This window comes from Emticicia oligotrophica DSM 17448 (assembly GCF_000263195.1).
GTDB lineage: Bacteria > Bacteroidota > Bacteroidia > Cytophagales > Spirosomataceae > Emticicia > Emticicia oligotrophica.
Genome location: NC_018748.1, coordinates 776,829 through 800,818, shown reverse-complemented (window position 1 = coordinate 800,818; position 23,990 = coordinate 776,829). Strand labels below are relative to the sequence as shown.

Annotated in this window: 19 protein-coding genes; 3 read left to right on the top strand and 16 right to left on the bottom strand. The window is 37.3% G+C overall.

Annotation, left to right across the window (positions count from 1 at the left end; genetic code table 11):
* Positions 1 to 10: 10 nt before the first annotated feature.
* The 3 genes from EMTOL_RS03430 to EMTOL_RS03420 form a co-directional block, all read right to left on the bottom strand.
* Positions 11 to 838 carry a sialate O-acetylesterase gene (locus EMTOL_RS03430; RefSeq protein ID WP_015027873.1) on the bottom strand — a complete coding sequence of 276 codons (828 nt, stop codon included), beginning with the start codon at positions 836 to 838 and terminating at the stop codon, positions 11 to 13.
* 98 nt (positions 839 to 936) lie between these two features.
* Positions 937 to 1,410: a DUF1648 domain-containing protein gene (locus tag EMTOL_RS03425; protein WP_305953166.1), complete on the bottom strand. Its 474-nt coding sequence runs from the start codon at positions 1,408 to 1,410 to the stop codon at positions 937 to 939.
* A gap of 512 nt (positions 1,411 to 1,922) precedes the next feature.
* The gene (locus EMTOL_RS03420) at positions 1,923 to 3,374 is read right to left on the bottom strand and encodes an acetyl-CoA carboxylase biotin carboxylase subunit (RefSeq protein ID WP_052315418.1); all 1,452 of its coding nucleotides are present in this window, start codon (positions 3,372 to 3,374) and stop codon (positions 1,923 to 1,925) included.
* A gap of 402 nt (positions 3,375 to 3,776) precedes the next feature.
* Between EMTOL_RS03420 and EMTOL_RS03415 the strand changes: the two genes are divergently transcribed.
* Complete coding sequence (locus EMTOL_RS03415; RefSeq protein ID WP_015027870.1) at positions 3,777 to 5,039, top strand: aminotransferase class I/II-fold pyridoxal phosphate-dependent enzyme; 1,263 nt, start codon at positions 3,777 to 3,779, stop codon at positions 5,037 to 5,039.
* Between the two features lie 190 nt (positions 5,040 to 5,229).
* A complete protein-coding gene (locus tag EMTOL_RS03410) occupies positions 5,230 to 5,412 on the top strand; it encodes a BF3379 family histone-like protein (RefSeq protein WP_015027869.1) in 183 nt (60 codons plus the stop codon).
* 246 nt (positions 5,413 to 5,658) lie between these two features.
* Here EMTOL_RS03410 and EMTOL_RS03405 read toward each other — a convergent pair whose 3' ends face one another.
* The 11 genes from EMTOL_RS03405 to EMTOL_RS03355 form a co-directional block, all read right to left on the bottom strand.
* Positions 5,659 to 6,741: a Gfo/Idh/MocA family protein gene (locus EMTOL_RS03405; protein ID WP_015027867.1), complete on the bottom strand. Its 1,083-nt coding sequence runs from the start codon at positions 6,739 to 6,741 to the stop codon at positions 5,659 to 5,661.
* A 46-nt stretch (positions 6,742 to 6,787) separates the two neighbouring features.
* Entirely contained in the window at positions 6,788 to 7,345 is a 558-nt protein-coding gene (locus EMTOL_RS03400; RefSeq protein WP_015027866.1) for a DUF1003 domain-containing protein, read from the bottom strand.
* A 140-nt stretch (positions 7,346 to 7,485) separates the two neighbouring features.
* Positions 7,486 to 8,703, bottom strand: coding sequence for a putative hexosyltransferase (locus tag EMTOL_RS03395; RefSeq protein WP_015027865.1), 1,218 nt, complete (start codon positions 8,701 to 8,703; stop codon positions 7,486 to 7,488).
* 114 nt (positions 8,704 to 8,817) lie between these two features.
* The gene (lpdA, locus tag EMTOL_RS03390; protein WP_015027864.1) at positions 8,818 to 10,218 is read right to left on the bottom strand and encodes a dihydrolipoyl dehydrogenase; all 1,401 of its coding nucleotides are present in this window, start codon (positions 10,216 to 10,218) and stop codon (positions 8,818 to 8,820) included.
* 30 nt (positions 10,219 to 10,248) lie between these two features.
* Positions 10,249 to 10,560 (bottom strand): DUF5615 family PIN-like protein, encoded by a 312-nt coding sequence (locus EMTOL_RS03385; RefSeq protein ID WP_305953285.1) that lies wholly within the window; start codon positions 10,558 to 10,560, stop codon positions 10,249 to 10,251.
* A 32-nt stretch (positions 10,561 to 10,592) separates the two neighbouring features.
* Positions 10,593 to 10,823 carry a DUF433 domain-containing protein gene (locus EMTOL_RS03380; RefSeq protein WP_015027863.1) on the bottom strand — a complete coding sequence of 77 codons (231 nt, stop codon included), beginning with the start codon at positions 10,821 to 10,823 and terminating at the stop codon, positions 10,593 to 10,595.
* A gap of 1 nt (position 10,824) precedes the next feature.
* Positions 10,825 to 11,022 (bottom strand): DUF4177 domain-containing protein, encoded by a 198-nt coding sequence (locus EMTOL_RS03375; RefSeq protein WP_015027862.1) that lies wholly within the window; start codon positions 11,020 to 11,022, stop codon positions 10,825 to 10,827.
* A gap of 19 nt (positions 11,023 to 11,041) precedes the next feature.
* On the bottom strand, positions 11,042 to 12,592 hold the full coding sequence (gene odhB, locus EMTOL_RS03370; protein WP_015027861.1) for a 2-oxoglutarate dehydrogenase complex dihydrolipoyllysine-residue succinyltransferase: 1,551 nt from the start codon (positions 12,590 to 12,592) through the stop codon (positions 11,042 to 11,044).
* A 67-nt stretch (positions 12,593 to 12,659) separates the two neighbouring features.
* Positions 12,660 to 15,440, bottom strand: a complete 2,781-nt coding sequence (locus tag EMTOL_RS03365) for a 2-oxoglutarate dehydrogenase E1 component (protein ID WP_015027860.1) — start codon at positions 15,438 to 15,440, stop codon at positions 12,660 to 12,662.
* Positions 15,441 to 15,633: 193 nt separating this feature from the next.
* The gene (locus EMTOL_RS03360) at positions 15,634 to 16,536 is read right to left on the bottom strand and encodes a type IX secretion system membrane protein PorP/SprF (RefSeq protein WP_015027859.1); all 903 of its coding nucleotides are present in this window, start codon (positions 16,534 to 16,536) and stop codon (positions 15,634 to 15,636) included.
* Positions 16,537 to 16,743: 207 nt separating this feature from the next.
* Positions 16,744 to 18,945, bottom strand: a complete 2,202-nt coding sequence (locus tag EMTOL_RS03355) for an alpha-galactosidase (protein WP_015027858.1) — start codon at positions 18,943 to 18,945, stop codon at positions 16,744 to 16,746.
* A gap of 153 nt (positions 18,946 to 19,098) precedes the next feature.
* Here EMTOL_RS03355 and EMTOL_RS03350 point away from each other — a divergent pair, with 153 nt between their 5' ends.
* Positions 19,099 to 21,336 (top strand): hypothetical protein, encoded by a 2,238-nt coding sequence (locus EMTOL_RS03350; RefSeq protein WP_015027857.1) that lies wholly within the window; start codon positions 19,099 to 19,101, stop codon positions 21,334 to 21,336.
* A 35-nt stretch (positions 21,337 to 21,371) separates the two neighbouring features.
* Here the strand turns inward: EMTOL_RS03350 and EMTOL_RS03345 are convergent, their stop codons facing one another.
* Both EMTOL_RS03345 and EMTOL_RS03340 read right to left on the bottom strand, forming a co-directional pair.
* A complete protein-coding gene (locus EMTOL_RS03345; protein WP_015027856.1) occupies positions 21,372 to 22,352 on the bottom strand; it encodes a UDP-glucuronic acid decarboxylase family protein in 981 nt (326 codons plus the stop codon).
* A gap of 102 nt (positions 22,353 to 22,454) precedes the next feature.
* The gene (locus EMTOL_RS03340) at positions 22,455 to 23,765 is read right to left on the bottom strand and encodes a UDP-glucose dehydrogenase family protein (RefSeq protein WP_041693860.1); all 1,311 of its coding nucleotides are present in this window, start codon (positions 23,763 to 23,765) and stop codon (positions 22,455 to 22,457) included.
* Positions 23,766 to 23,990: the final 225 nt, after the last annotated feature.

Sequence of the window (23,990 nt, the reverse complement as noted above, 5' to 3'; positions counted from 1 at the left end):
AACCCCCTTTTTATTTATAAAACTTTTGAATAAATGCCAATGCGAAGCGTTCACCAATTGTGCGTTGTCCGGCAGCATCAAAATGAATATCATCACCTTTATGTTTTAAATCTTGTGTTTGAATGATAGTTGAATTTTTATCACTCAAAACATAAGTTCTTAATTGTTGGTTGATTTGTTGCCATTCGGCATTGGTTTTGGAGTAAGAACCTAGTTCGCCTAAAATAATAGGGAGTTTCGAGTTTCCAACGGTTTTACGGAAAGTACCGAATAGACTTTTTAGATTTTCTTCATGAACGGCAATTCTTTTGGGCGATGCATCGCTCTCTCCTTGATGCCACAAAATTCCCCTAACGATTCCATATTTCATTCCAATGGCTACTTTTTCCTTGAAATTTGTCAATAGCTTAACATCTCTATATGTAGAGTCACCCAGCCATTGACCTATCGCACTGCCACCAACAGCGGTAGGAATAAGCAAAATGGATACATCATGTGGAATATTCTTTAAAAGATTATTGGCAAATGAAAGCCCACAATCAAGACCCGTGCGGGTAGGTTCGTAAAAATGAAGAGGCTCTTTGGCATAGATAAGGTCTCCTTGCTTATTTATCGTCAAAATCCTTGAATTTGTAATTGTGTCATTAGGCTCTACTTGCCCTCTACCAGCCATATTTGATTGACCAGCCATTACAAATACCCATAGCTTTGTTTTAGGCGGGATTACGCTTATTTTTTCGTGATTTTTAGGAAAATATTTAGTTCTTTCTGCGTCAGATTGGGCATAAGTAATTTGTGTAATCGCTGCTATAATAAATAGTAGGAAGAGTTTTTTCATGATGAGCGTAAGGTTGAAATTCTAAGCAATAAAATTAGCTTATTCAATGTGAAAACAAAAACGCCGAAGGGTATATCTTTCGGCGTTTAATTTGTTATTTAAGCTAATTTGTTAATCTTCCGAGTATAGTGAACTGAAATGCCTAAAATAACCACAATGAGTGCGAATATGGCAATCATCATGTATTTCCCATAATTCGGGTTTTGACTAACCATTACGATATTCATTTCAATCATCAAGAATAAAAAGCTGATAATCAAAGTAATGATATCGAGCAATTCAGTACCTAATTTGAGTCTTTCTTCTAAATTATTTTGACTAATTTTTATAGGTAAATTCAAATAACTAAAAGGTTGTTTTCGAACACTAATCATGAAACCTGACAAGACAAGATTAATGATTGGTATGAGAAAAATACTGAATTTAGGCCCCCAACCATTGGGCGTTCCGTCCACTCCAAAGTGAATCGGTATGGTATCGGGTAGATTTGCAAATGAATAAAAAGCAAATAATGTATTGGCAATAACAATAAGTAATGCCGAAACGGTTAGCGGATTTTTTATAGTTTTCATTTCTGTAAGAATTTGAATGTAAAACATCCAGTTCTACGCACGGTACTAAAGCAGGGTGTGAGAGCTGACTAATGTGGCAAAGCTATGAATTAGAGTGAGGAGTATCAAGTAAATTTTGATTGGTGGAGATTAAAGGGGGTGGTTGGTTAGTTTGATAAATAACGAGTAACTTTAAGTAGAATTATTGTTAAAATCGTGTTCAACCAATAGCTTTTTTTATCAATAGTTTTCTAATTTGATTGATTTTTGAAAATAATCGAGTGAAGGATTGAAAAGTCATTTAGGAACTAAATATCAGTAGCCCGTTTTTGCGTAATTTTTGTACCTTAGGTATACAACTCTCTCTGTTGAGTACCTAAGATATCAAAATCATCGGAATTCCTAATATGTAGTGCCTAACAGCACATTTTACTTATTTTACCCATTATTCGCAAAAGACACCCCAAAAAATGGGGGTTGAGATAAAGATATGATAAATACTTTATAATGAAGCGTTTATCTTGTAAAAGAAATCAGCCTCTTAAATTAATTCTATTTCTACGCCATTGACTGCTTTGGGCTATATTAGGTGTATTTGGAGTCGAACTATTATTTTGTTTACGCTTCAAGATTTCTGCCGCTAAAACTGCCGCAATTTCTAATTCTGTATTGGAAACTTGCTTTTGGAGCACCTCTGGTGTAAAATATAAACCAACGAAGCGTGTATCAAACTTGCCACTAATGAATGCTTCGTGTTGTAAAGCAAAAGTACAGAAGGGTAGGGTAGTGGCTACACCTGTAATCTTAAATTCATCAATCGCTCGAAGCATTTTTTCGATGGCTTCTGTACGGTCTTTACCATAAGTAATTAATTTGGCAATCATTGGGTCATAGTGAATAGGAATTTCCATACCTTCTTCAATGCCATCATCAACACGCACTCCATTGCCTTGTGGACGCACATAAGTTTGCAACAAACCTACGTCTGGTAAAAAATTATTGGCAGGGTCTTCGGCACAAACCCTTACTTCAATGGCATGACCATTTATTTTCAAATCTTCTTGTTTGAAACTTAGCTCTCGTCCTTCGGCTACGTATATCATTTCTTTTACAAGGTCGATACCTGTAATCATTTCTGTTACTGGGTGCTCAACTTGCAAACGAGTATTCATTTCTAAGAAATAAAAATTCAAATCTTCGTCAACAATAAACTCTACAGTCCCTGCTCCATAATAATTACAAGCTTTGGCAACATCAACTGCACATTTGCCCATAGCTTCTCTAATTTCGGGCGTAAGTACTGCTGAAGGAGCTTCTTCTACTACTTTTTGGTGACGACGCTGAATAGAACATTCACGTTCGAATAAATGAACTACATTTCCGTGTTGGTCGCCCATTACCTGAATTTCAATGTGCTTGGGTTTGGTAATATATTTTTCAATAAAACAAGCCCCATTTCCAAAGGCAGAAATGGCTTCACCAACGGCTCTGTCCATTTGCTCGTCAAATTCTTCTTCATTTTGTACTACCCTCATGCCCTTTCCACCGCCACCTGCACTGGCTTTGATTAAAACAGGATATCCAATTTCAGCCGATTTTTGCTTGGCAGCAGCACGGTCAGTGATGGCATCGGGGGTGCCGGGAACCATTGGTATATTGTATTTTGCTACTGCATGTTTGGAAGAAAGTTTATCGCCCATGATTTCAATTGATTCGGGCGATGGACCGATGAAAATGAGTCCAGCTTCTCTTACACTTCTCGAAAAATCGGCATTTTCTGATAAAAAACCATAACCTGGATGAATGGCATCTACGCCTAAACTTTTGGCTACTTCAATAATTTTATCACCTTTTAAATATGATTCTTTTGAGGGAGCAGGGCCTATACAAACCGCTTCATCGGCATATTTTACGTGCGGAAAATTACGGTCAGCTTCCGAGAAAACCGCTACCGTTTTAATACCCATTTCACGTGCAGTACGCATGACACGAAGGGCAATTTCACCTCTATTGGCAATTAGTATTTTGCGAATCGTCGCACCGTTAACAGAATTTACCACGATTTTTTATTGATTTAGTTTTGCTGTACTTTGAATATTAAGTCTACAGTGCATAGTTGATAGCCAATAATTTTTGATAGTTCAATCTAATTAAATGTTAATTGCTACTAACTGTGTTGCTTATCGACTATTTTAACACTAATTAACACTAAAATCAAATTGCATTTTTTAAATATACTGTAAAAATGTTGCACATTTTGTATAGATAGCTTTTTTATAGAAAAGCCGTGTTTGGTTTCCTATTAAAAAAGCGTTATTTTTGCGTAAATTTTAATTCGAAAGTGTTTTAATAAAACATTATTCATTACCATTATTTACTGATAACAGATGGCACAAGATATTTTCGATAAAGCTCTTAGCAATTTAGGACCAATCGGGTCGCAGGCGAAATTGCTCAATTCGCACCATTATTATTCTTTTCCAAAACTTTCGGGTGAGCTTGGTCCTCACATGGAATTTATGGGTAAGAAAATGCTTAATTGGTCGTTGAACAACTATTTAGGATTAGCAAATCATCCAGAAGTACGTAAGGCTGATGCCGAGGCTGCTGCTGAATATGGCTTGGCATATCCAATGGGTGCTCGTATGATGACTGGTAATACCGAATTGCACGAGCAGTTTGAAAAGCAATTGGCCGAATATGTTGGTAAAAAAGATTCTTTCTTGCTTAACTATGGTTATCAAGGGGTTATGTCGGTAATCGAATGTATTGTTGATAGAAGAGATGTAATTGTTTTCGATGCTGAAAGCCACGCCTGTTTGATTGACGGTATCCGTTTACACAAAGCCAAAGGTGGTACCTATTACCAGTTTGCCCACAACGATATGGAAAGCTTAGAGAAAAACCTCGTAAGAGCGACTAAGTTGGCAGAAGAGCAAGGCGGTGGAATCTTAGTGATTACTGAAGGTGTGTTCGGTATGTCGGGTAAAGTTGGAAGTCTAGATAAAATCGTTGAATTAAAAAAGAAATTCAACTTCCGTTTATTGGTTGATGATGCTCATGGATTTGGTACAATGGGGCCTACTGGTGCAGGTGTACCAGAACATTTCGGGGTACAAGACCAAGTAGATTTACATTTCTGTACATTTGCAAAATCAATGGCGGCTATTGGTGCTTTTATTGCAGCCGATCCTGATATTGTGATGTTCTTGAAATACAATATGCGTTCACAAACTTATGCAAAAGCACTTCCAATGCCGTTTGTTTTAGGAGGGATGAAGCGTTTGGAGTTGATAAAGAATCACCCAGAATTTAGAGAAAATCTCTGGACAATCGTAAAAGCTCTTCAAGATGGTTTCCGTAAGCGTGGATTTGATATTGGAGATACAACATCACCAGTAACGCCTGTATTCTTGCACGGAAACTATGATTTGCCTACCGTGACAAACTTAATCCGTGATTTACGTGAAAATATGGGAATCTTTTGTTCAGTAATTATCTACCCAGTAGTTCCTAAAGGTGTTATCATGTTGCGTATTATTCCTACTGCTTCACATACTCTCGAAGATGTAGAATATACAATGGATTGTTTCGAGAAAGTTCAAGCTAAACTTAAAGCGGGTGAATATGCCCCTTTAGCAGTAGCTTAATTGTAAAATATTCAATTTGATATAAAAAAAGCCTGACTTTGGTCAGGCTTTTTTGTTTTTTTACCTTAAAGAGGTTTCTTTTATTGGATTTTACGTGTAAAAATTTGTAATATTTCATAATATCTCTAACTTGCAAATACTTATTATTTTTCAATAATTAATTATTCACTCCAAAACCTTTTATTCAATTATGGATAAGTATAAAGAATTGACTGAACTTGTCGCTTCTTTGGCATCAGATTTTGAAAAATTCTATGACAAAGGTAATAACGCAGCTGGAACTCGTGTACGTGCGGGTATGGCTACTTTGGCTAAGTGGGCTAAAGATACAAGGGCAGATGTTCAGTCTAAAAAGAATGCCACGAAAGCTTAAAAAAACATTATCTATGAGAAAATAATATTTCTTAACTATTTCGTCAAAGATGTTAATAGTTATAAGTATTTTACTCGTAAGTAATTTGAGTCATCCTGAATTTAGAAAGAAACATTACTCTTGTTATTCATTAACGTTAGTTAAAACTGACGGCAATAAATGACAAAGAATCAAATCTTATTCATAAAATATCCTATACTGTCATTTATAAATTCGGGATGACTCATTTTTGTTGAAAATTTCAGCTTACAAATAAACCACTTGGCCAGTTCGGACTGACTCATCGCAGGCGAATGCTATTTTTAGGCTATTTACAGCATCTTGTACGTGGTCGGTCAAATCAATATTTTCTTGAATAGCACGTAGGAAATAGCGTTGTTCTCGATTACAAAGTTCTTGGTGGTCTGGTTCATCACTAAGATTGTACCATGTATCTTCTTTCGTAAAATGATTATTGGCATCAATATCAGCATGATGGAAGCGTAATGACTCAGTTTTGGTATGTGAATCTACATTATCAGACTTTCCCGTTCCACCAGCATCTTTTGCTACAATCGAAACACAACCTTTAGGACCGATAACATCTTTAATAAAGAAGGCAGTTTCACTCATCATTGGGCCCCAACCAGCTTCGTACCAGCCCACAGAGCCATCTTCAAAACGAATTTGTAATTGGCCATAATTGTAGTTGGTATCAGCAATATCATTCGTTAATCTCGCTCCAATTGCGGTTACCTGCAAGGGTTTTGAGCGTGTCATTTGACACATCACATCTATATAATGCACCCCACAGTCAACGATCGGACTCAAACTTTTCATCAGATTACGGTGTACATCCCACATAATTCCGTGGCTTTGTTGATTTAGGTTCATTCGCATTACTAATGGTTTTCCTAGTTCGTGCGAAAGCTCTACGAATTTTTCCCATGATGGGTGATGGCGAAGGATATAACCAACAACTAATTTTTTGCCAGTTTTTTGAGCGACAGCAGCTACTCTTTCGGCTCCTTCTACTGTATCAGCCAATGGTTTTTCTATAAAAACATGGCAGCCACTTTCAAGAGCTTTAATAGCAAAGGATTCGTGCGTATCTGGGTAGGTGGAAATACATACAGCATCTGGTTTTGTTTCCGTAAGTGCAGTTTCATAATCAGAAAAAAGGGCATATCCGCCACCTAATTTTTCGTTAAGAACTTCTTTACTTTTTCCTGTTGAAACAATCCCACATATTTCAAAACCGTCGATTAATTGATAGGCTTGGGCATGTGAAGCCCCCATATTTCCGCAGCCTACTACGAGTACTCTTACAGGAGATGTTAAGGTTGACATAGAGTTTTGTTAATGAATTTAAAAATGGATATTGAAAATTATATTATTACTTATTTTTTGTTAAATGTTCATTTAAACGATTATTGATTTCTTCAAGTAACATAAACTGTTTTGCTTGGGTTTCGAATAATGTTTTTATTTGGTCTTCGAGCAACAAATCAATTTTTTGGTGTAAACTTCTGATTTCTATTTCAGCTTTCAAATTTACTAAATAGTCGTTTTCGCTTCGCATTCTATCTTTTTCTTCTTGTCTATTTTGACTCATCATAATGATAGGGGCTTGTAGAGCTGCGATGCAAGAAAGAACCAAATTCATAAGAATAAAAGGGTACGGGTCAAAACGATACTCTTCAGGAATAATTGCATTTACAATAATCCAGATAGAAAGCAAAACTGCGAAACTGATGATAAATTTCCAACTACCGCCAAAGCGAGCTACTTTATCTGATATTTCCTGCCCGCGAGAGAGTATTTCTTTGGGCGGATTTTGTAAGTTATTGACAATAAGTTGTTCTTCCTTGATGGTTTGTTCTACAATATGATGTAACTTTTGTAGTTGTTCTTGCTCATTAAGTATTAATTTCTTTATTTCTTCACTATCCATGGCTATTGAAGTTTATGATTAAAGTTTAATCAATTTAGTTCGAACTTTTCTTTTTTTTATTTTCAGAATATTTTGAAAAAATAAAAATTATTGTGTATTCTTTTTAAATTATTTTTACTGAAAAATAAAGAATATATTAATTAGTTAATCAATTTTAATTTGAAATTATGATAGATTCTAATTAAAGATATGCATAAAATAATACCGAACAGAATTGCTGTGTATTCGGGTCTGAATGGGTTTAGTCCTAAATATTTGTTTGTTCCATCAACATTCATTAGGTGAGCAATTGATGTGAGTGCAAAGATTGAATAACGATTACTAAGCAAAGCATAGGCAAAATACATTGGAATAGCAGGAAATGAATATCGCTCGTGCATTTGAGTATTCACAAAAAAGAATACGATAGCAATAGTTGCTGCTGTAAGCCAAAGTTGTGCATAATAGTTTTGGTCTAATGATTCCTTATTAAAAATCTTATGAAGTGTTTTGATTATTAGAGGTAAAAAAGTAATAGCTGAAAGCGTAAAAAACATAATAAATCCCCATTTTTTGTAAGTAAGACCTGCAAAAATGAGTGTATCGTTGATGGAAGTAGGGTCTTGTTTAAGGAATAAATACCAAATATTGAAGGCATTGACCGAAACACGTGGGAAAAAACCTACCGATTCACGCACTACTTTAAGGAAATTAGTGAAAGTACCTCCTAAAATAAAAGGACTCAATATAATTAGCTGGGTAATTATTGAAACACCCAACATTTTTAAAATTACCCACTTGTCGAATTTTACGCCTAATTGATAAACCAATAAAATGGCAAAAAAAGGAAGAAAAACAATGGCTTGAAGTTTGGCATAAATAGATAAAGTACAAAACAATGCTGCCCAAAGAAGTTTTCGCTCAAAAAGACAAATAAAAGCTAAAATTACGATTGTTGTTGGAACACTATCGAGTTGGCCCCAAATGGTCGTGCAATACAAATAGCCCATATTGAAAAGAAGCATGTACTCAGCGAATTGACGAATATAGTACTTTCGTAGAGCATAAGCGATGGCAATAGCTCCGGCAAAATCGAAAAGTAAAAAGAAGTATTTAAGTTGAAAGCTATTGGCGTAAATGAGTTCTTTAGTACCGTGAAGTTTGCCAAACCAATAAAGCCCATGTAGATAGATGGGCATATAATTCGTATCAGAATTATAAATTTGACTAAGGCCGTGTTCGAGTGCATAAGTTGACCATCGAGGCCAGTCGTTGTTGAGGTCGAACCAAAAGCCAGTATGTGGAATGATAGCTACTAAAAGACTATAAAAAAGTATATGATGCCACTTGATTGGCGAATTTTCGATGAGTTTTTGCATGCTTTAAAATTTATCGGCTTGCAAATTTAATAAATACAGCTTGGAAAAGATAGCAAATAAAAAGCCTTCCGCTTTTGCAGAAGGCTTTTCTATACTTAATTGATTGATTATTTCTTACGAGTGAATCGCACGGTTGGCAGTAGCAGATAATGCGGCCTCTTTTACTGCTTCCATATAAGTTGGGTGAGCGTGCGAAATACGACCGATGTCTTCAGCACTTGCTCTAAATTCCATGGCTGTTACGGCTTCAGCAATCATATCGGCAGCTCTTGCTCCGATAATATGAACGCCCAAAATCTCGTCAGTAGCAGCATCAGCTAAGATTTTCACTAAACCATCAGTATCACCACTAGCAGTTGCACGACCCAATGCTTTGAATGGGAAATTACCAGTTTTATAAGCTACACCTTTAGTTTTGAGTTCTTCTTCGGTTGAACCAACTGAAGCTACTTCTGGCCAAGTATAAACTACACCCGGAATTAGGTTATAATTGATATGTGGTTTTTGTCCAGCCATTACTTCTGCTACAAAAACACCTTCTTCTTCAGCTTTATGAGCAAGCATCGCCCCGCGAATCACATCACCAATGGCATAAATGCCTTTCACATTTGTTTCCAAAGTGTGTTCGTCAACCACAATTTTACCACGGTCTGTAGCAACCCCAACAGCTTCTAAGTTTAAGCCATCAGTGTAAGCTCTACGCCCGATACAAACCAAGCAATAATCACCTTTGATTTCAACTGGTTTTCCGTCGGTAGCTTCTGCAGTTACGGTTACTTCTTCGCCTGAATTTTCAATTTTCGTTACTTTCGTATTGAAATAAAAATCAGCACCGAGTTTCTTAACAGATTTTTGTAGTTCTTTACCCATGGTTTTATCCATTGTCGGAATCATCGAATCGGCAAATTCTACAAATGAAACTTTCGCACCTAAACGAGCGTAAACCGAGCCTAATTCAGCACCAATTACACCCGCACCAATTACGATTAAGTGCTTCGGAATTTCTTGAAGATTCAAGGCTTCAGTACTCGTAATGATTCTTTTCTTATCATAATTCATGAAAGGAAGAATCGTAGGTTTCGAGCCAGTGGCAATGATTACTTGTTGGGTAGTAATGGTTTCTTCTGAACCATCAGTTTTAGTGATTTTGATGGTGTTTTTGTCAACGAATGAACCTAGTCCGTTGTAAACCGTAATCTTGTTTTTCTTCATCAAGAAGTTTACACCAGCATTCATTTTCTCAACAACACCATTTTTACGGCCAATCATTTTACCAAGATTTGCTACTGGAGCAGAAATCTCAATACCGTGGTCAGCGAAATGGTGTGTAGCATTATAAAAATGCTCAGAAGAATCGAGGAGGGCTTTTGATGGAATACATCCAACGTTCAGACATGTTCCCCCCAGAACATTATATTTTTCGATGATGGCAACTTTTTTGCCTAATTGTGCCGAACGAATCGCCGCCACATATCCACCAGGCCCTGAGCCTATTACTACTACGTCGTATTGCATATTATTATTCATCTCTTTTATGAGATATTTTTATCTAATTCTGATAAACTCTTCGTCAATAACTGAAAAATGTTCTTCAAACTCTTCAAAGTGTTTTTGAAATGCCTTTAATATAATTTCGGCTTTATCAAACGAACTCATATTTTCACTGAGCCTTACAAGTACAATGCCTTTATGAGTAAATTTTAGCTTGAAAATTAATTCACCAAAATCTTTATCTTTTGTGAGCAAGATAGCTGATTCATTTAAAGTAATTTGCAAAACTTCTGTATCCGAAATTGATGGAAATGACTCTGCAATGTATAGAACATTATAGCCATTTTGTCTTAGTTTGGCTACAATTTTACTCTCAATTCCTTAATCAGCTACAATTTTCATGAAGCTATTGAGTAAACTTTCATTTCACGAACAGTCTCGGCCGCAAATAGTAAAACAGCTTGAATTGCCTCATGAGTTAATCGAGGATAATCTTCGAGTAATTGTTGTTCTGTTTGTCCAGACGCTAATTTCTCCAAAATCATATCCACAGCCAAACGTGTTCCTGTAATGGTAGGTTTTCCCATCAAGATGTCAGGATTTGACGTTATGAAAGTTGATGTTTTCATTTTATTCTTTTTCTCGTTTTAAAACCGCTACAATTCCAGAAGTTTCAGAGCCACTATCAAACAAGCCTACCGATTTGCTTTCGATTGTAAAAGTTGAAATTAACTCCCAACCTTCCTCACCGAGTGTATTCAGTCGGTCTATGAATTTGTTAGTTTCATTTCTATTAACAGTCAATGTTCGATACTCCCATTTAGGCATTGTTTACAAAGTTTTATGCTTACACACCCAAAAGAATTCTAGTAGGGTCTTCTAAGAGTTGTTTTACTCTTACTAAGAAACTAACCGAATCTTTTCCGTCAATGGTGCGGTGGTCATAGCTAAGAGCCACGTACATAATTGGGCGAACAACGATTTCTCCATTTACTACTACCGGACGCTCAACGATGTTGTGCATACCCAAGATAGCTGATTGTGGAGCGTTGATAATTGGCGTAGAAAGCATCGAACCAAAGATACCACCATTGGTAATTGTGAAGGTACCTCCAGTCATTTCTTCAATTGTCAACTTATTTTCACGTGCTTTTACCGCCAAACGAACTACTTCTGACTCGATTTGAGCGAAGTTTAGTTTTTCTGCACTACGAATTACTGGAACAACCAAACCACGTGGAGCAGAAACCGCAATTGCAATATCGGCATAGTCGTTATACACGATTTCATCGCCATCGATGTATGAATTTACCAAAGGGAATTCCTTCAACGCAATGGCACATGCCTTCGTGAAGAACGACATAAAGCCTAAACCTACGCCGTGTACTTCTTTGAATTTATCTTTATATTTTGCTCTTAAATCCATGATTGGTTTCATGTCAACCTCGTTGAAGGTTGTGAGCATCGCTGTTTCTTGTTTTACTGCCACCAGACGTTTGGCGATTGTCTTACGCAATGAAGTCATTTTTTCACGACGAGACGATCTTCCTTCTTCTGAAGCAGGTGCTGCAGCTGGAGTGGCTGCTGGTTTTGCGACTTGTGGTGCAGGAGTAACTGCTGGTTTTTCAGCTTTTACTGCATCGTCTTTCGTGATACGTCCACCTACACCTGTACCTTGAACAGAAGCAGGGTCGATACCTTTTTCGGCTAAAACTTTCGCTGCTACTGGTGATGGATGACCTGCTGCATAGTTTTCTGAGTTCTGAGTTTTGAGTTCTGAGTTCTGAGTTACAGGTGCTACTGGTTGAGGACTGCTAAGCGGAACGCCGCCCGCTACCGACTGAGAGCCGCCAACTGTAATCTTAGCTACTACTCCGCCAATTGGTACAACTTGACCCGCTTGTGCAACGATTGTCAATACTCCATTTTCTGGTGAAGGTAATTCGAAAGTAGCTTTATCTGATTCGAGTTCGCAGATAACTTCGTCCATTTTTACGCTATCACCTTCTTTTTTGCTCCAAGCAGCAATGGTAACCTCTGAAATTGATTCACCAACTGCTGGTACAACTACATCAATTACTTTCGTAGCAACTGGAGCTGCTGGTGCTTCGGCCACTGCTTTTGGAGCTTCAGCTGCCGCAGGAGCTGCTGCTGCTGTACTTCCCGCAGCTTCGATTTTACATATCAATGCCCCAATTGGAAGGGTTGTTCCTTCTGGAGCTACTATTCTTAGAATTCCGTCGGCTTCGGCGGGTAATTCGAAAGTAGCTTTATCTGACTCTAATTCGCAGATAACCTCGTCCATTTTCACTAAATCACCGTCTTTTTTTGTCCAAGAAGCGATGGTTACTTCGCTTACTGATTCGCCCACCGAAGGGACTTTCATTTCTATTGCCATGATGAATCTATTTTTCTTCTTTTATTTTATCTCAACAATTACTAAGGCTAACTTAGTTTCTTTGGTTTTATTTTGCTGCAAATGCTCTTTCAATGATGTCGGCTTGTTCTTTTGCATGAACTTTAGTGAAGCCAGTTGCTGGTGAAGCACTTGATTTACGAGCCACAACATTACTTAAGCCGATTTCAGGGAATTCACGTAAGATAAACGACCAATAACCCATGTTTTCAGGTTCTTCTTGAACCCAAATGATTTCTGGTTTCTTGTATTTAGCCAATTCAGCGTTTAATTGCTTTTTAGGAAATGGGTGTAATTGCTCAACTCTTATTATAGCTACATCTGAACGGCCTTCTTTTTGTTGCTTATCCAGTAAATCGTAGTAAACTTTACCACTGCAAAGTAATACACGTTTTACCTTTTTAGGGTCAGCGTATTTATCGCCAATTACTTCTTGGAATGATGTACCTTCGGCAAAATCGCTCATCGGTGAAACCGCCAATGGGTGACGCAACATTGATTTTGGAGATAAATGAACACAAGGCTTGCGGAAAGGAACTGCCAACTGACGACGCAACATGTGGAAGATATTAGCTGGCGTAGTACAAGTACAAACGTACATATTGTATTCAGCAGCTAATTGCAAGAAACGTTCTGGACGAGCATTTGAATGCTCAGGTCCTTGACCTTCGTAGCCGTGAGGTAATAAAAGCACCAAACCATTCATTGAGTTCCATTTCGATTCTGCTGCCGAAATGAACTGGTCAATCATGGTTTGAGCACCATTAGCAAAATCACCGAATTGTGCTTCCCAAATAACAAGAGCATCTGGGTTAGCCATTGCGTATCCATATTCGAAGCCCATTACACCATATTCTGATAATAATGAGTTATAAATCTCGAATTTGCCTTGTCCTTCGCCCAAATGAGCTAAGTTATTATAGTTTTTGTTAGTTTCAGAATCGTGTAATACGGCGTGGCGGTGAGTAAATGTACCACGTTGAACGTCTTGACCTGTGAAACGAACGAATTTTCCTTCATTTAGAATTGAACCGTAAGCCATTAATTCACCCACTGACCAGTTGAATGGTTTTTCTTGAGCAAAGATTGCTTTTCTTTCATCTAAAATCTTTTCGATTTGCTTTAATGGCTTGAAGTCAGCAGGAACATTTGAGAGAGCTTTTCCAACTTTTTCGATTACTTCTTGCGAAATACCCGTTGCAGGCGACTGGTCGAAATCTTCTGGAACTGAACGACGAAGTTTTGCCCAAGCCTCTTCTAGTTTTGGTTTTTGGTAAGGCAATTGTTTTTGCTTTACCTTCGCCAAAAGGTCTTGTAATTCGCCCTCGAAACTTTTCTTCATTTCTTCGGCAAATTGGCTATCAGCTTCACCACGGGTCATCAACTCTTTTAAATAGATTTCACGTGGGTTGGCGTGAGCGTCGATGGTTTTGTACATCGTCGGCTGTGTCATACGTGGTTCGTCTGACTCATTATGGCCGTATTTACGGTAACAAACCATATCAACAAAAACATCACGGTTGAATTCTTGACGGAATTCAGTAGCCAATTTCATAGCGTACACAACTGCTTCTGGGTCGTCGCCGTTTACGTGGAAGATTGGAGCATCAATGATTTTGGCGATGTCTGAACAATATATTGCTGAACGAGCATCATCAAAATCAGTTGTGAAACCTACTTGGTTATTGATTACAAAATGAAGCGTTCCCCCTGTATAGTAGGCAGGAAGATTCGACATTTGGGTTACTTCATATACGATACCCTGACCTGCTACCGCTGCATCGCCGTGAATCAAGATTGGTAATACTTTGTCGTAAATATCATCACGGTCGTTTGGTTTTACGGCCGCTTTCTCGAAGTGAGCATCGGCTCTGGCACGTGCGTAACCCACCACAACTGGGTTTACCGCCTCTAAGTGCGAAGGGTTCGCCATGAGTTTCAAACTTACACGGTGTCCTTCTGGTGTTTCCACTTGGCTGGTGTAGCCCATGTGATACTTCACGTCACCATCGCTGTATGATTCAAGCGTTACGTTTTCTTCAAATTCATTAAATACTTGCTCATAAGGCTTTTGCATGATGTTTGTCAACACATTCAAACGTCCACGGTGAGCCATACCGATTACAACTTCTTCAACCCCTAATTCAGCACCACGGTTGATAGCAATATCAAGAGCAGGAATGGTTGACTCGCCACCTTCGAGCGAGAAACGCTTTTTACCTAAGAATTTTGTGTGAATGAAGTTTTCGAAATTTACCGCTTCGTTCAATTTCTCGAAAATGCGAAGTTTTTGTTCACGAGTTGGGTCGAAATACAAGTATTCGTTTTCAATTTTCTTACGTAACCAGTTTTTCGCTTTTCTATCTCTGATGTATAAATATTCAAAACCTATTTTTCCAAGATATACTTTTTTGAGAGCGTCAACAATTTTACGTAGCGTTGCTGGTTCACCAAAAAGTTCAATACCTGCTTCAAATACGGTATCGAGGTCTGTTTCTGATAAGTTAAAGTCAGCAAGATCAAGCATTGGTTGACGGTCTTTACGGCCACCAATTGGGTTGGTACTTGAAAGTAGGTGCCCACGAGAGCGGTATCCACGAATTAAGTGAACTACCTCCATTTCTTTGCGGGTATGCTCTGCACTTACTGGGCGAGCCGTACTTGTTCCATTGGAAGAAACACCAGAACCGTTAAATGTTTGGTTGAACTCAAAACCCTTGAAGAAGTTTTGCCAGCTTTCGTCAACTGATGTTGGATTTTCTTTGTACTGTTGATAAAGAGCGTCCAATGCTGCTACATCGGCATTGGCTATGTATGAAAATTGGTCCATTGAACTATGGTATATATCGAAAATGAATTAACTTTATAAACTTCGCAAAGTTACAGTACGTATTCTATAATGTAACATTTTTTTTGCAAAATTCAAATAGATAAATAAATGCTCGATTATTTATGGTAAATAATTTATTGGAATTGTGCAATTTTTGAAAATTTAACTACATATAGAGACTTTAAGCGTATTTTTAGTAGTATTTCAGACGGTTTTCGTTGCGTTCATCACCTCTTCCTTCATAGCGAAAATAAATTTGTAAAATACCTCTTTGTTGAAAATTACTAGATGCTGTGCCTATGTAATAATTAATGGGTTTGGCATCATACGAAGCTCCCAAACGGATTGCATCAGAAACTTGATATTCGGCCATTGGAATAATTTTATTGACACGAGAGTTGAAATTTAAAAGCTCTTGCGACCTATATACAATACCCAAACCAAACTTACGAGCAAACCAAGCTTTACCCGTTAGATAAAAATTATTACCCACACCCTTATTGCTTTCTATCAAAGCACTGGTGTTAAACATAATGCCATCGTATTCACCTAATGATAAACCAAGCATTGAGTAAAAAGGTTTTTTACTATTGAAAAGTCCTTCGTCATTGATAAAAAGGACGGGTTTTGAAAGGCTAACATAAAAATGTTTAGCACTCAACAAACCACCTACACCCGCATACGGATACATTTGTTTGATTCCTAAACCCGAAATAAGGGTTGGTTGGTAAATAAACCCTGCATCTGCACCAATAGCTGCCGAAAACAAATCGCCAAATTGTTTGCGGTAAGCATAATCTACCTTTACACCTGAATTATTGAAGCCCGCAATATTACTATTGTATGCCTGTAATGCTAAGCCTCCATTTCCTTGTTGAATGAGGCCATCGGTTGAAAAAAGTTGATATATTTGTTGAGGGCGGATAGTGCCATTAAATTGATTTCCCAACATGGCGTTCATGCCAAATGCTCCTTTCGCTCCTGCAAAAGCTGGGTTTAATGCCAAGAAATTGAAGTGGAATTGGTCTTCTAAAAGTGTTTGTGCTTGTACGAAGCTAGTCAAAGCCATTAAAGCGATGAATAAGTATTTTTTCATGTAGTAGTGTTTTATAAGTACTTCTTTATTGCTAAATGAATGTTAATTTTTACTGAAATGTTGATTTTAACTTAAATGAATCAGACAAAAATACGACCAAAAAGATACATACAAGTCTAAATTAATAAAGATTAATAAGCACAAATACCACTAACCCGAGGAAAGTGGCATTTGTAAAAACGAAAAAAATCAAAAGGAATTATAGTATTATTTTACTTCATTGATTTCGAGTACAACACTGGTTCGGCGATTAGAAAGGTTTGGATTGATTCCGATTGTCATTAGATAATCGCCCGAATAAATGATTTCTTCATTAATGGTAGATTTTGTGCCGGGGTAAATATTTATTTCTTTGATTTTGTATTTTTTCTTGGCATCAAGACCTTTGAGTTTAGTAGTCGATAGAAGTGATGTTAGGTCATAACGATTATCTACTAAATAATTAAACATAACGGCGTGGTCTTTTTGCTCATTTACGTATTGTACAGAGGCCATCTGATTTTCAAATGGATTGACTAATCTATACATATCGCCATGCCAAATGATTTCTTTAAGATTATTATAGTTTTTTAGAGCATTTTGACTGAATACCAGTTCTTTTTCATCTAATTTGCTTACCACGATATCGTACCCCATTTTGCCCATCATGGCCACATCTGTACGAAATTTGATTCCTACGTTGCTCCAATCAGTTATATGATTGCACTGGGCAATAGCTGGGTAGTAGTAAGAATATTCCCATTGCATAAAAATGCGTTCCATCGGGTCCGTATTATCTGAAACCCAAAATTCGGTAAAATATTTTAAAGCTTCATAATCAACACGACCACCTCCACCAGAGCAAAGCATCATAGGTACTTTTGGATATTTAGCTCGAATACGTTGAAGAACTTTGTAAAGACCACGTACATATTCAACGTATAAATGAGATTGCGGGAGTTTCGCCTTCTCTAAATACATTGAATGTGCATTATAAGTTACAGCGTTGCAATCCCATTTGATAAAAGCTAATTCAGGATTTTTGGTAAAAAGATTGTCTAGTACACCAAATACATAATCTTGTACATCAGGGTTAGATAAATCGAGTGGAAGTTGATTACGGAAATATGTTTCTGGTCTGTTTGGCTCACGAATTACCCAATCGAGGTGTTTTTCATATAATTCTGATTTTGGATTAACCATTTCGGGTTCTACCCAAATCCCAAATTTTACGCCAGCTTTGGTGGCTTCTTTTACCAAATATCCTATGCCATTAGGTAGTTTTTTCTTGTTTTCTTGCCAATCGCCTAAACCTGCATTGTCGCCATTTCGAGGGTATTTATTAGCGAACCAACCATCATCCAACAAAAACATATCGACGCCTAAATCTTTCGCACCTTTAAACAAACCGGTAAGTTTGTTTTCATCGAAATCAAAATAAGTCGCTTCCCAGTTGTTGAGAAGGGTGAGCCTTGAACCTTGACCATCTAAAATTCTATATTTTCTTGCCCAATTGTGCATATTTTTGCTGGCCTCACCTTTGCCATTTTCTGAATACGTATAAATAAACGAAGGTGTTTGGAATTCTTGATTCGCTGCCAATGAATACGCTGAAGCATGAGGATTTATACCAGCGATGAGTCGGAGATTTCGATAAGAGTCTTTTTCAAAATCTATCTTGAAATTTCCAGACCAAGCTAAAGTGCCCAGTAAAACTTTCCCTTCATCTTCGGTCGCTTGGCGATCGAATGAAAGCATAAAGGTTGGCGGCTGATATAAATTGGCTCTTGTACCAAGTTTAGAATCAAGCGTTTTGATGCCCGCTGTTAACTTAGTGTCTTCGGGTTTCATTTCTCTCGCCCAGCTTCCGTGATAATGATGTAAGTAATAGTCTTTAGCAATGAAATACAGATTGGCCGAAGCATATTTTTTTAGTGTTATCGTATTTTTTTCTTGGTTTTTAATCGTACTCCACTGCTCAATAATATTTTCTTTGGAATAACTTTTAAAAGAAAGAGTTACTTGAGTTTCATAAACTGGGTCTCGGAGAACGATATTTGTTTGCGTAACATTGGCATCAATCTTTTCAATATTATGGCTCACAAATTTCAACTCAGTTGAAGTATTGCCATCTGCATGTAAGATTTCTAGTGCAGATTCTACCAAACTCCAAGTTCCGCTGGGTGTATAAATCGAATTATAAATTCCAGCATTATCATCTTTGTATTTCAACGATTTTGCAAGGGTTTCATATTCAGCATTTTGACTGATTTTTTTGCCGAAATAAATCACACCTACACGATTATCTTTATCAATGTGAAGTACAAGAGCATTATCATTTGTTTCTATTGGAATGATGCTTTGTGGCGTCTGAGCCAATAAAGGGTAAAAACTAATCCAAAATAAAATAAGGTAAAGCGTTTTCTTCATGAAGGTTGAAAGATTAAGAAGTTAGCCCCAAATATACAGAAAAAAAAAATTGAGCTTCGATGTAAATCATTCATAAAAGCCTTTGCCAATAGAATTCGGTTTGTTTTCGTTGAAAGTTCATAACTTTGATATTTATTACAAATGATATTTTCAATGAAAAAAATTGGGGCTTTTCTCTGCTTATTCTTAATCGTTTTTGAGGCTTCGGCTCAATTTCGGAATTTAATATTACGCCCACGTCACGGACAAATTATTGGGAAATGGCAGGTCACGAACCAGCCATTGCGAGCGTGGATGGCGGGAGATAAAATGTATGTGATTCAAGGAGAAATGGATAATTTTGTGGTAAGAGGAGCAAATATGCTTATCCGTAGAGATGTGGTGAGTGATTATAAAAAATACTACCAATATTTTGCCGAACCAACAGCCAATGGAGGCCTTGAAATGCCCAAAAGTTTTGAAATACCCAAATTTTGTATAGCTCAAACCGCCGCCGATGGCACAATAATGATTTTGTGTGGTCAGAAAGCCATTGATGCCAATGCTACCAAACCTTCGAGTTTACCGCAAGCAGAAAATACAACTAAAATTCCACAGGAAAAAACAAACTCTTTGCCCCAAACACAAGCACCTTTACTTACTTCGATTCGTCGAGGTAAAAATATTGAAGTAAAATTTTCTGGTTTTCCAAAAGTAAGCGATGGATTCAATTTTTTAAGAGCTGATGGCTCAGTAAAAGAGGTTCTCTCTCGTTTATCAGTAAACAATGGTCGATTAAGTGATGAATTTTGGAATCGACCATTTATGAATGATAGAAATTACGAAAAAGGTTTTTATATTGGTTTAGGTGAAAAGCCCAGTACTGTGTCCTTACAAAATTTAGATGTATCAGAATTAGCGGGCTTCGACCTTAGTGTGATTGAAGTTTATACCGAAAAGGGTAAGCATTGGAATAGCAAAAATTGGCTTCAACAATATATTACAGTGCCGGGAAAACGTCCTGCCACCGATACAGTTGGGAATGCCATTTATTATTGGAATCCATCCAGTTTTGTGAGTGAAAGTATTTTGCCAGATTTCTATGACTCTTTCCCTGAATTTTCGCTTCCAAAAGGAAAAATTGTAAAGTTTTCCTATGTTTCTGGAACAGATATAAATGGCGAAAAAGCTTTTAAAAGAGGAGTGAATTACTTACTTAATGCACCCAATCCAGCCCAAAAATCTTGGATGGATTATGATTCTTGGCTTTATGAGGCAGGTTGTCCTAAAGCATATACAACAACCGAAGAAGCGGTGAATCAATGGCTCGATAGAGTAGATGCGAATATTTTGCGTAGAAACTTTGCGAATGTGGTGGCACCAAACGTACAAACTGGTTATTTGAGTCTAAATTTTGAACCGATTGGCGTTTGGAATAGTAGCAAAAATATTGGTAAAATTGGTTTTGCTTTACAAGAACTCAAGCAACAAAAAGCAAGGGGTGAATTTGCTATTTGGAGTTTGAATCCTAGAGGAATGAGTAGAGCGAAATTGGAAGGTGAAAAAGATACACAAGGCTTTTCGAATGTGCTCAAATGGCAAGGCGGTGGTTGGGAGGCATATAATCGTACATTTCCTAATCTGCCTACCCGAAATGTTTGGAATAGTGTGAGGGAATCGGTAACCATTTCGCAAGTGGGTAATTATTGTAATGACCTTCGTAATGTAGGTATGATTTATCATTTAATGACCGAGGGTTTAGTTTCAAAGAAAATAGAACCTAATAAAAAAGCCTTAGCTAATATTTGGCACGAAGTAGAGACCCTAGATTGGCAATTGGGCGAGCAAACGCATCGTACTTCTAATGGTGAGGTAATCAGGGTCAAGATAAAACCAATTGTTCCACCTGATTTGATGCAAAGCTGGGGTGTTTGGGGAATGTGGCTCGATGGGATAGATTTATGGAGTGACCCTAACACAAAAGTTGATAATCCTGATTTATGGGGTAGTAAAGGAATGGATTTAGACGTTGAGAAATACCGTGAAAATAGATTTGGTGATAGGCTTTCAAGCTATCCTTTTCAATCACAGAAAAATATTGATTGGTTGATGGCTGGTGTTTGGGCCATGAGTATGAATAAAGATATTCTAGAAGCTAATACGCCAATTGAATATCCAGATATTACATTGCCTGATGGGCGTGGAGTAACAGGAGATGATAAATTACCAACAGAAGCATTTATTAGAGGCTACCCATTGGTCATGAAAAAACGAGATAATGATAGTAATGATATTCTTTATACTGCCTACTGGGGGCACAATCCAGCCAACAAGGCGGTGAAAATTGTAGTTGATGGCCAAGAGATTGTTATTAGAGGCCAATACACAAGTGTCGTTCGGGTTAAGAGATAAAAAAGGGAGCCTTTGAAAAAAGACTCCCTAAGTTTTTATTTTTTATTAAAATCACGATGAGCAACTTCTTCAAAAAGTCGTTCTTTCGGTAGGCTTTTAAAATATTCGTAAGTTAATTTCAAGCCTTCTGCTCGACTAACCTTTGGTTCCCAGCCTAAGATTTCCTTTGCCTTAGTAATATCCGGTTGACGTTGTTTAGGGTCATCTTTCGGAAGAGGCTTATAAACAATCTTCTGGTCAGTTCCTGTTAACTTAATGATTTCTTCTGCAAATTCATTCATCGTTATTTCTGAAGGATTGCCAATATTTACTGGATAAGCGTAATCAGAAAGTAATAAACGATAAATGCCTTCTACTAAATCATCAACGTAGCAGAATGAACGTGTTTGCGTACCATCACCAAAGATAGTAAGGTCTTCGCCACGTAAAGCCTGTCCGATGAATGCAGGTAATACACGGCCATCGTTCAAACGCATGCGTGGGCCGTAAGTGTTGAAAATACGTACGATGCGAGTTTCTAAACCATGATAAGTATGGTAAGCCATTGTCATCGCTTCTTGGAAACGCTTGGCTTCATCATATACACCACGTGGTCCAACTGGATTTACGTGTCCCCAATAATCTTCAGTTTGTGGGTGAACTTGAGGGTCTCCATAAACTTCAGAAGTTGAAGCAATAATTACTCTTGCTTTTTTTACACGAGCCAAACCTAAGCAATTATGAATACCTAAAGAACCTACTTTCAAGGTTTGAATTGGAATTTTTAAGTAATCAATTGGGCTTGCTGGTGAAGCGAAATGTAAGATATAATCTAATTCACCAGGTACGTGAATAAATTTACTTACATCGTGGTGATAAAACTCAAAGTTTGGATGCTTGAACAAATGTTCGATATTGCGTAAATCTCCTGTGATGAGATTATCCATTGCAATAACATAGTATCCTTCCTTGATAAATCTATCGCAAAGGTGCGACCCTAAGAAACCAGCACCTCCTGTTATTAATACTCTTTTCATATACACCCAAATCCCTAAAGGGAAGCTTTTGTTTAAATGTCTTTTTATGAAATTTTCTCCGAATTATTCAATTTTACCTCCCTTTAGAGAAGGCGTGCTATCTTATTTTACAGTTTCTCTACCAACTGAGTAATAAGTGTAGCCCAATTCACGCATATCTTTTAATTCGTAAAGATTACGTCCATCAAAGATAACTTTATTTTTCAAAGCTGAACCAACTTTGTCAAAATCAGGTGTACGGAATTCAGGCCATTCGGTCATAATCATCAACGCATCTGCACCTTCAATAGCTTCGTATGTACTTTTTGCATATTTTACTTTTTTACCAACCACCCCACGTACATTTTCCATAGCTTCTGGGTCATAAACCACTACTTTAGCACCAGCCTTACGTAGCTCTTTGATATTGTAGAGAGCTGGAGCCTCACGAATATCATCAGTATGTGGTTTGAACGCCAATCCCCAAAGTGCAATAGTTTTTCCTTTCAAATCGCCATTGAAGTATTCCTTTACGTATGGCATCATCTTAGTTTTTTGCTTTTCGTTTACCTTCATTACAGATTTCAAGATTTTGAAATCGTAATTGTGTTCAGCGGCTGTTTTTTCTAAAGCTTGTACATCCTTCGGAAAACAACTTCCACCATAACCAATACCAGCAAACAAGAAACGCTTACCAATACGGCTATCAGTACCGATACCACGACGAATATCATCTACGTTTGCACCTGCTTTTTCGCAAAGGTTAGCAATTTCGTTCATAAATGTAATCTTCATCGCTAAGAACGCATTGGCAGCATATTTAGTCATTTCAGCCGAACGTTCGTCCATGAAGATAATCGGATTCCCTTGACGTACTAATGGTGCATAAAGTTTTTCCATTACTTTTTTTGCTTTATCAGAACTTGTTCCAATTACCACACGGTCTGGTTTCATGAAGTCTTCAACGGCAACACCTTCACGCAAAAATTCAGGGTTCGAGATAACATCAAACTCAACTTTAGCATTTTTAGCAACGCGTTCGCGTACCTTTTCTGCTGTACCAACAGGTACTGTACTTTTATCAATAATTACTGTATAGTTTTCCAACAATGGGCCAAGGTCATTAGCTACACCTAAAATATATTTTAAGTCAGCTGAACCATCTTCTCCTGGAGGTGTAGGTAGTGCTAAGAAAATTACTTGTGCATCTTTGATTCCTTCTGCCAAGTTTGTTGTAAACATCAAGCGACCTTCTTTTGTGTTTCGGTCGAAGATTATATCCAAGCCCGGTTCATAAATAGTTAGTTTACCTTTACGAAGTTTTTCAACTTTACGTTCATCGATATCAACACAAGTAACTTGATTGCCTGTTTCTGCAAAACAAGTACCTGTTACTAATCCTACGTATCCAGTTCCTACAACAGCTATTTTCATGAGCATATACCCCTGACCTCTAAGGGGATTTTTTTTATAAATGTGGGGCACGCTTAAAAGAGGCTTTTCAAGCGTACGGATTTGATATAAAATTAAGTTTATTTTGTCAGCAATGAAGCATCTACTTTAATTATTTTAAAGATGAAAATAGAAGATATATTTCATATTCGCACACACTTGACTAAATTAATAATACACCTTATTTTATCAATAAAACTACACAGA

Bases quoted from the DNA above. Each gene is read 5' to 3' on its own strand.
- EMTOL_RS03430 (WP_015027873.1), bottom strand. From the start codon at position 838: ATGAAAAAACTCTTCCTACTATTTATTATAGCAGCGATTACACAAATT.
- EMTOL_RS03425 (WP_305953166.1), bottom strand. From the start codon at position 1,410: ATGAAAACTATAAAAAATCCGCTAACCGTTTCGGCATTACTTATTGTT.
- EMTOL_RS03420 (WP_052315418.1), bottom strand. From the start codon at position 3,374: ATGCGTACTGCACGTGAAATGGGTATTAAAACGGTAGCGGTTTTCTCG.
- EMTOL_RS03415 (WP_015027870.1), top strand. From the start codon at position 3,777: ATGGCACAAGATATTTTCGATAAAGCTCTTAGCAATTTAGGACCAATC.
- EMTOL_RS03410 (WP_015027869.1), top strand. From the start codon at position 5,230: ATGGATAAGTATAAAGAATTGACTGAACTTGTCGCTTCTTTGGCATCA.
- EMTOL_RS03405 (WP_015027867.1), bottom strand. From the start codon at position 6,741: ATGTCAACCTTAACATCTCCTGTAAGAGTACTCGTAGTAGGCTGCGGA.
- EMTOL_RS03400 (WP_015027866.1), bottom strand. From the start codon at position 7,345: ATGGATAGTGAAGAAATAAAGAAATTAATACTTAATGAGCAAGAACAA.
- EMTOL_RS03395 (WP_015027865.1), bottom strand. From the start codon at position 8,703: ATGCAAAAACTCATCGAAAATTCGCCAATCAAGTGGCATCATATACTT.
- lpdA (WP_015027864.1), bottom strand. From the start codon at position 10,218: ATGCAATACGACGTAGTAGTAATAGGCTCAGGGCCTGGTGGATATGTG.
- EMTOL_RS03380 (WP_015027863.1), bottom strand. From the start codon at position 10,823: ATGAAAACATCAACTTTCATAACGTCAAATCCTGACATCTTGATGGGA.
- EMTOL_RS03375 (WP_015027862.1), bottom strand. From the start codon at position 11,022: ATGCCTAAATGGGAGTATCGAACATTGACTGTTAATAGAAATGAAACT.
- odhB (WP_015027861.1), bottom strand. From the start codon at position 12,592: ATGGCAATAGAAATGAAAGTCCCTTCGGTGGGCGAATCAGTAAGCGAA.
- EMTOL_RS03365 (WP_015027860.1), bottom strand. From the start codon at position 15,440: ATGGACCAATTTTCATACATAGCCAATGCCGATGTAGCAGCATTGGAC.
- EMTOL_RS03360 (WP_015027859.1), bottom strand. From the start codon at position 16,536: ATGAAAAAATACTTATTCATCGCTTTAATGGCTTTGACTAGCTTCGTA.
- EMTOL_RS03355 (WP_015027858.1), bottom strand. From the start codon at position 18,945: ATGAAGAAAACGCTTTACCTTATTTTATTTTGGATTAGTTTTTACCCT.
- EMTOL_RS03350 (WP_015027857.1), top strand. From the start codon at position 19,099: ATGAAAAAAATTGGGGCTTTTCTCTGCTTATTCTTAATCGTTTTTGAG.
- EMTOL_RS03345 (WP_015027856.1), bottom strand. From the start codon at position 22,352: ATGAAAAGAGTATTAATAACAGGAGGTGCTGGTTTCTTAGGGTCGCAC.
- EMTOL_RS03340 (WP_041693860.1), bottom strand. From the start codon at position 23,765: ATGAAAATAGCTGTTGTAGGAACTGGATACGTAGGATTAGTAACAGGT.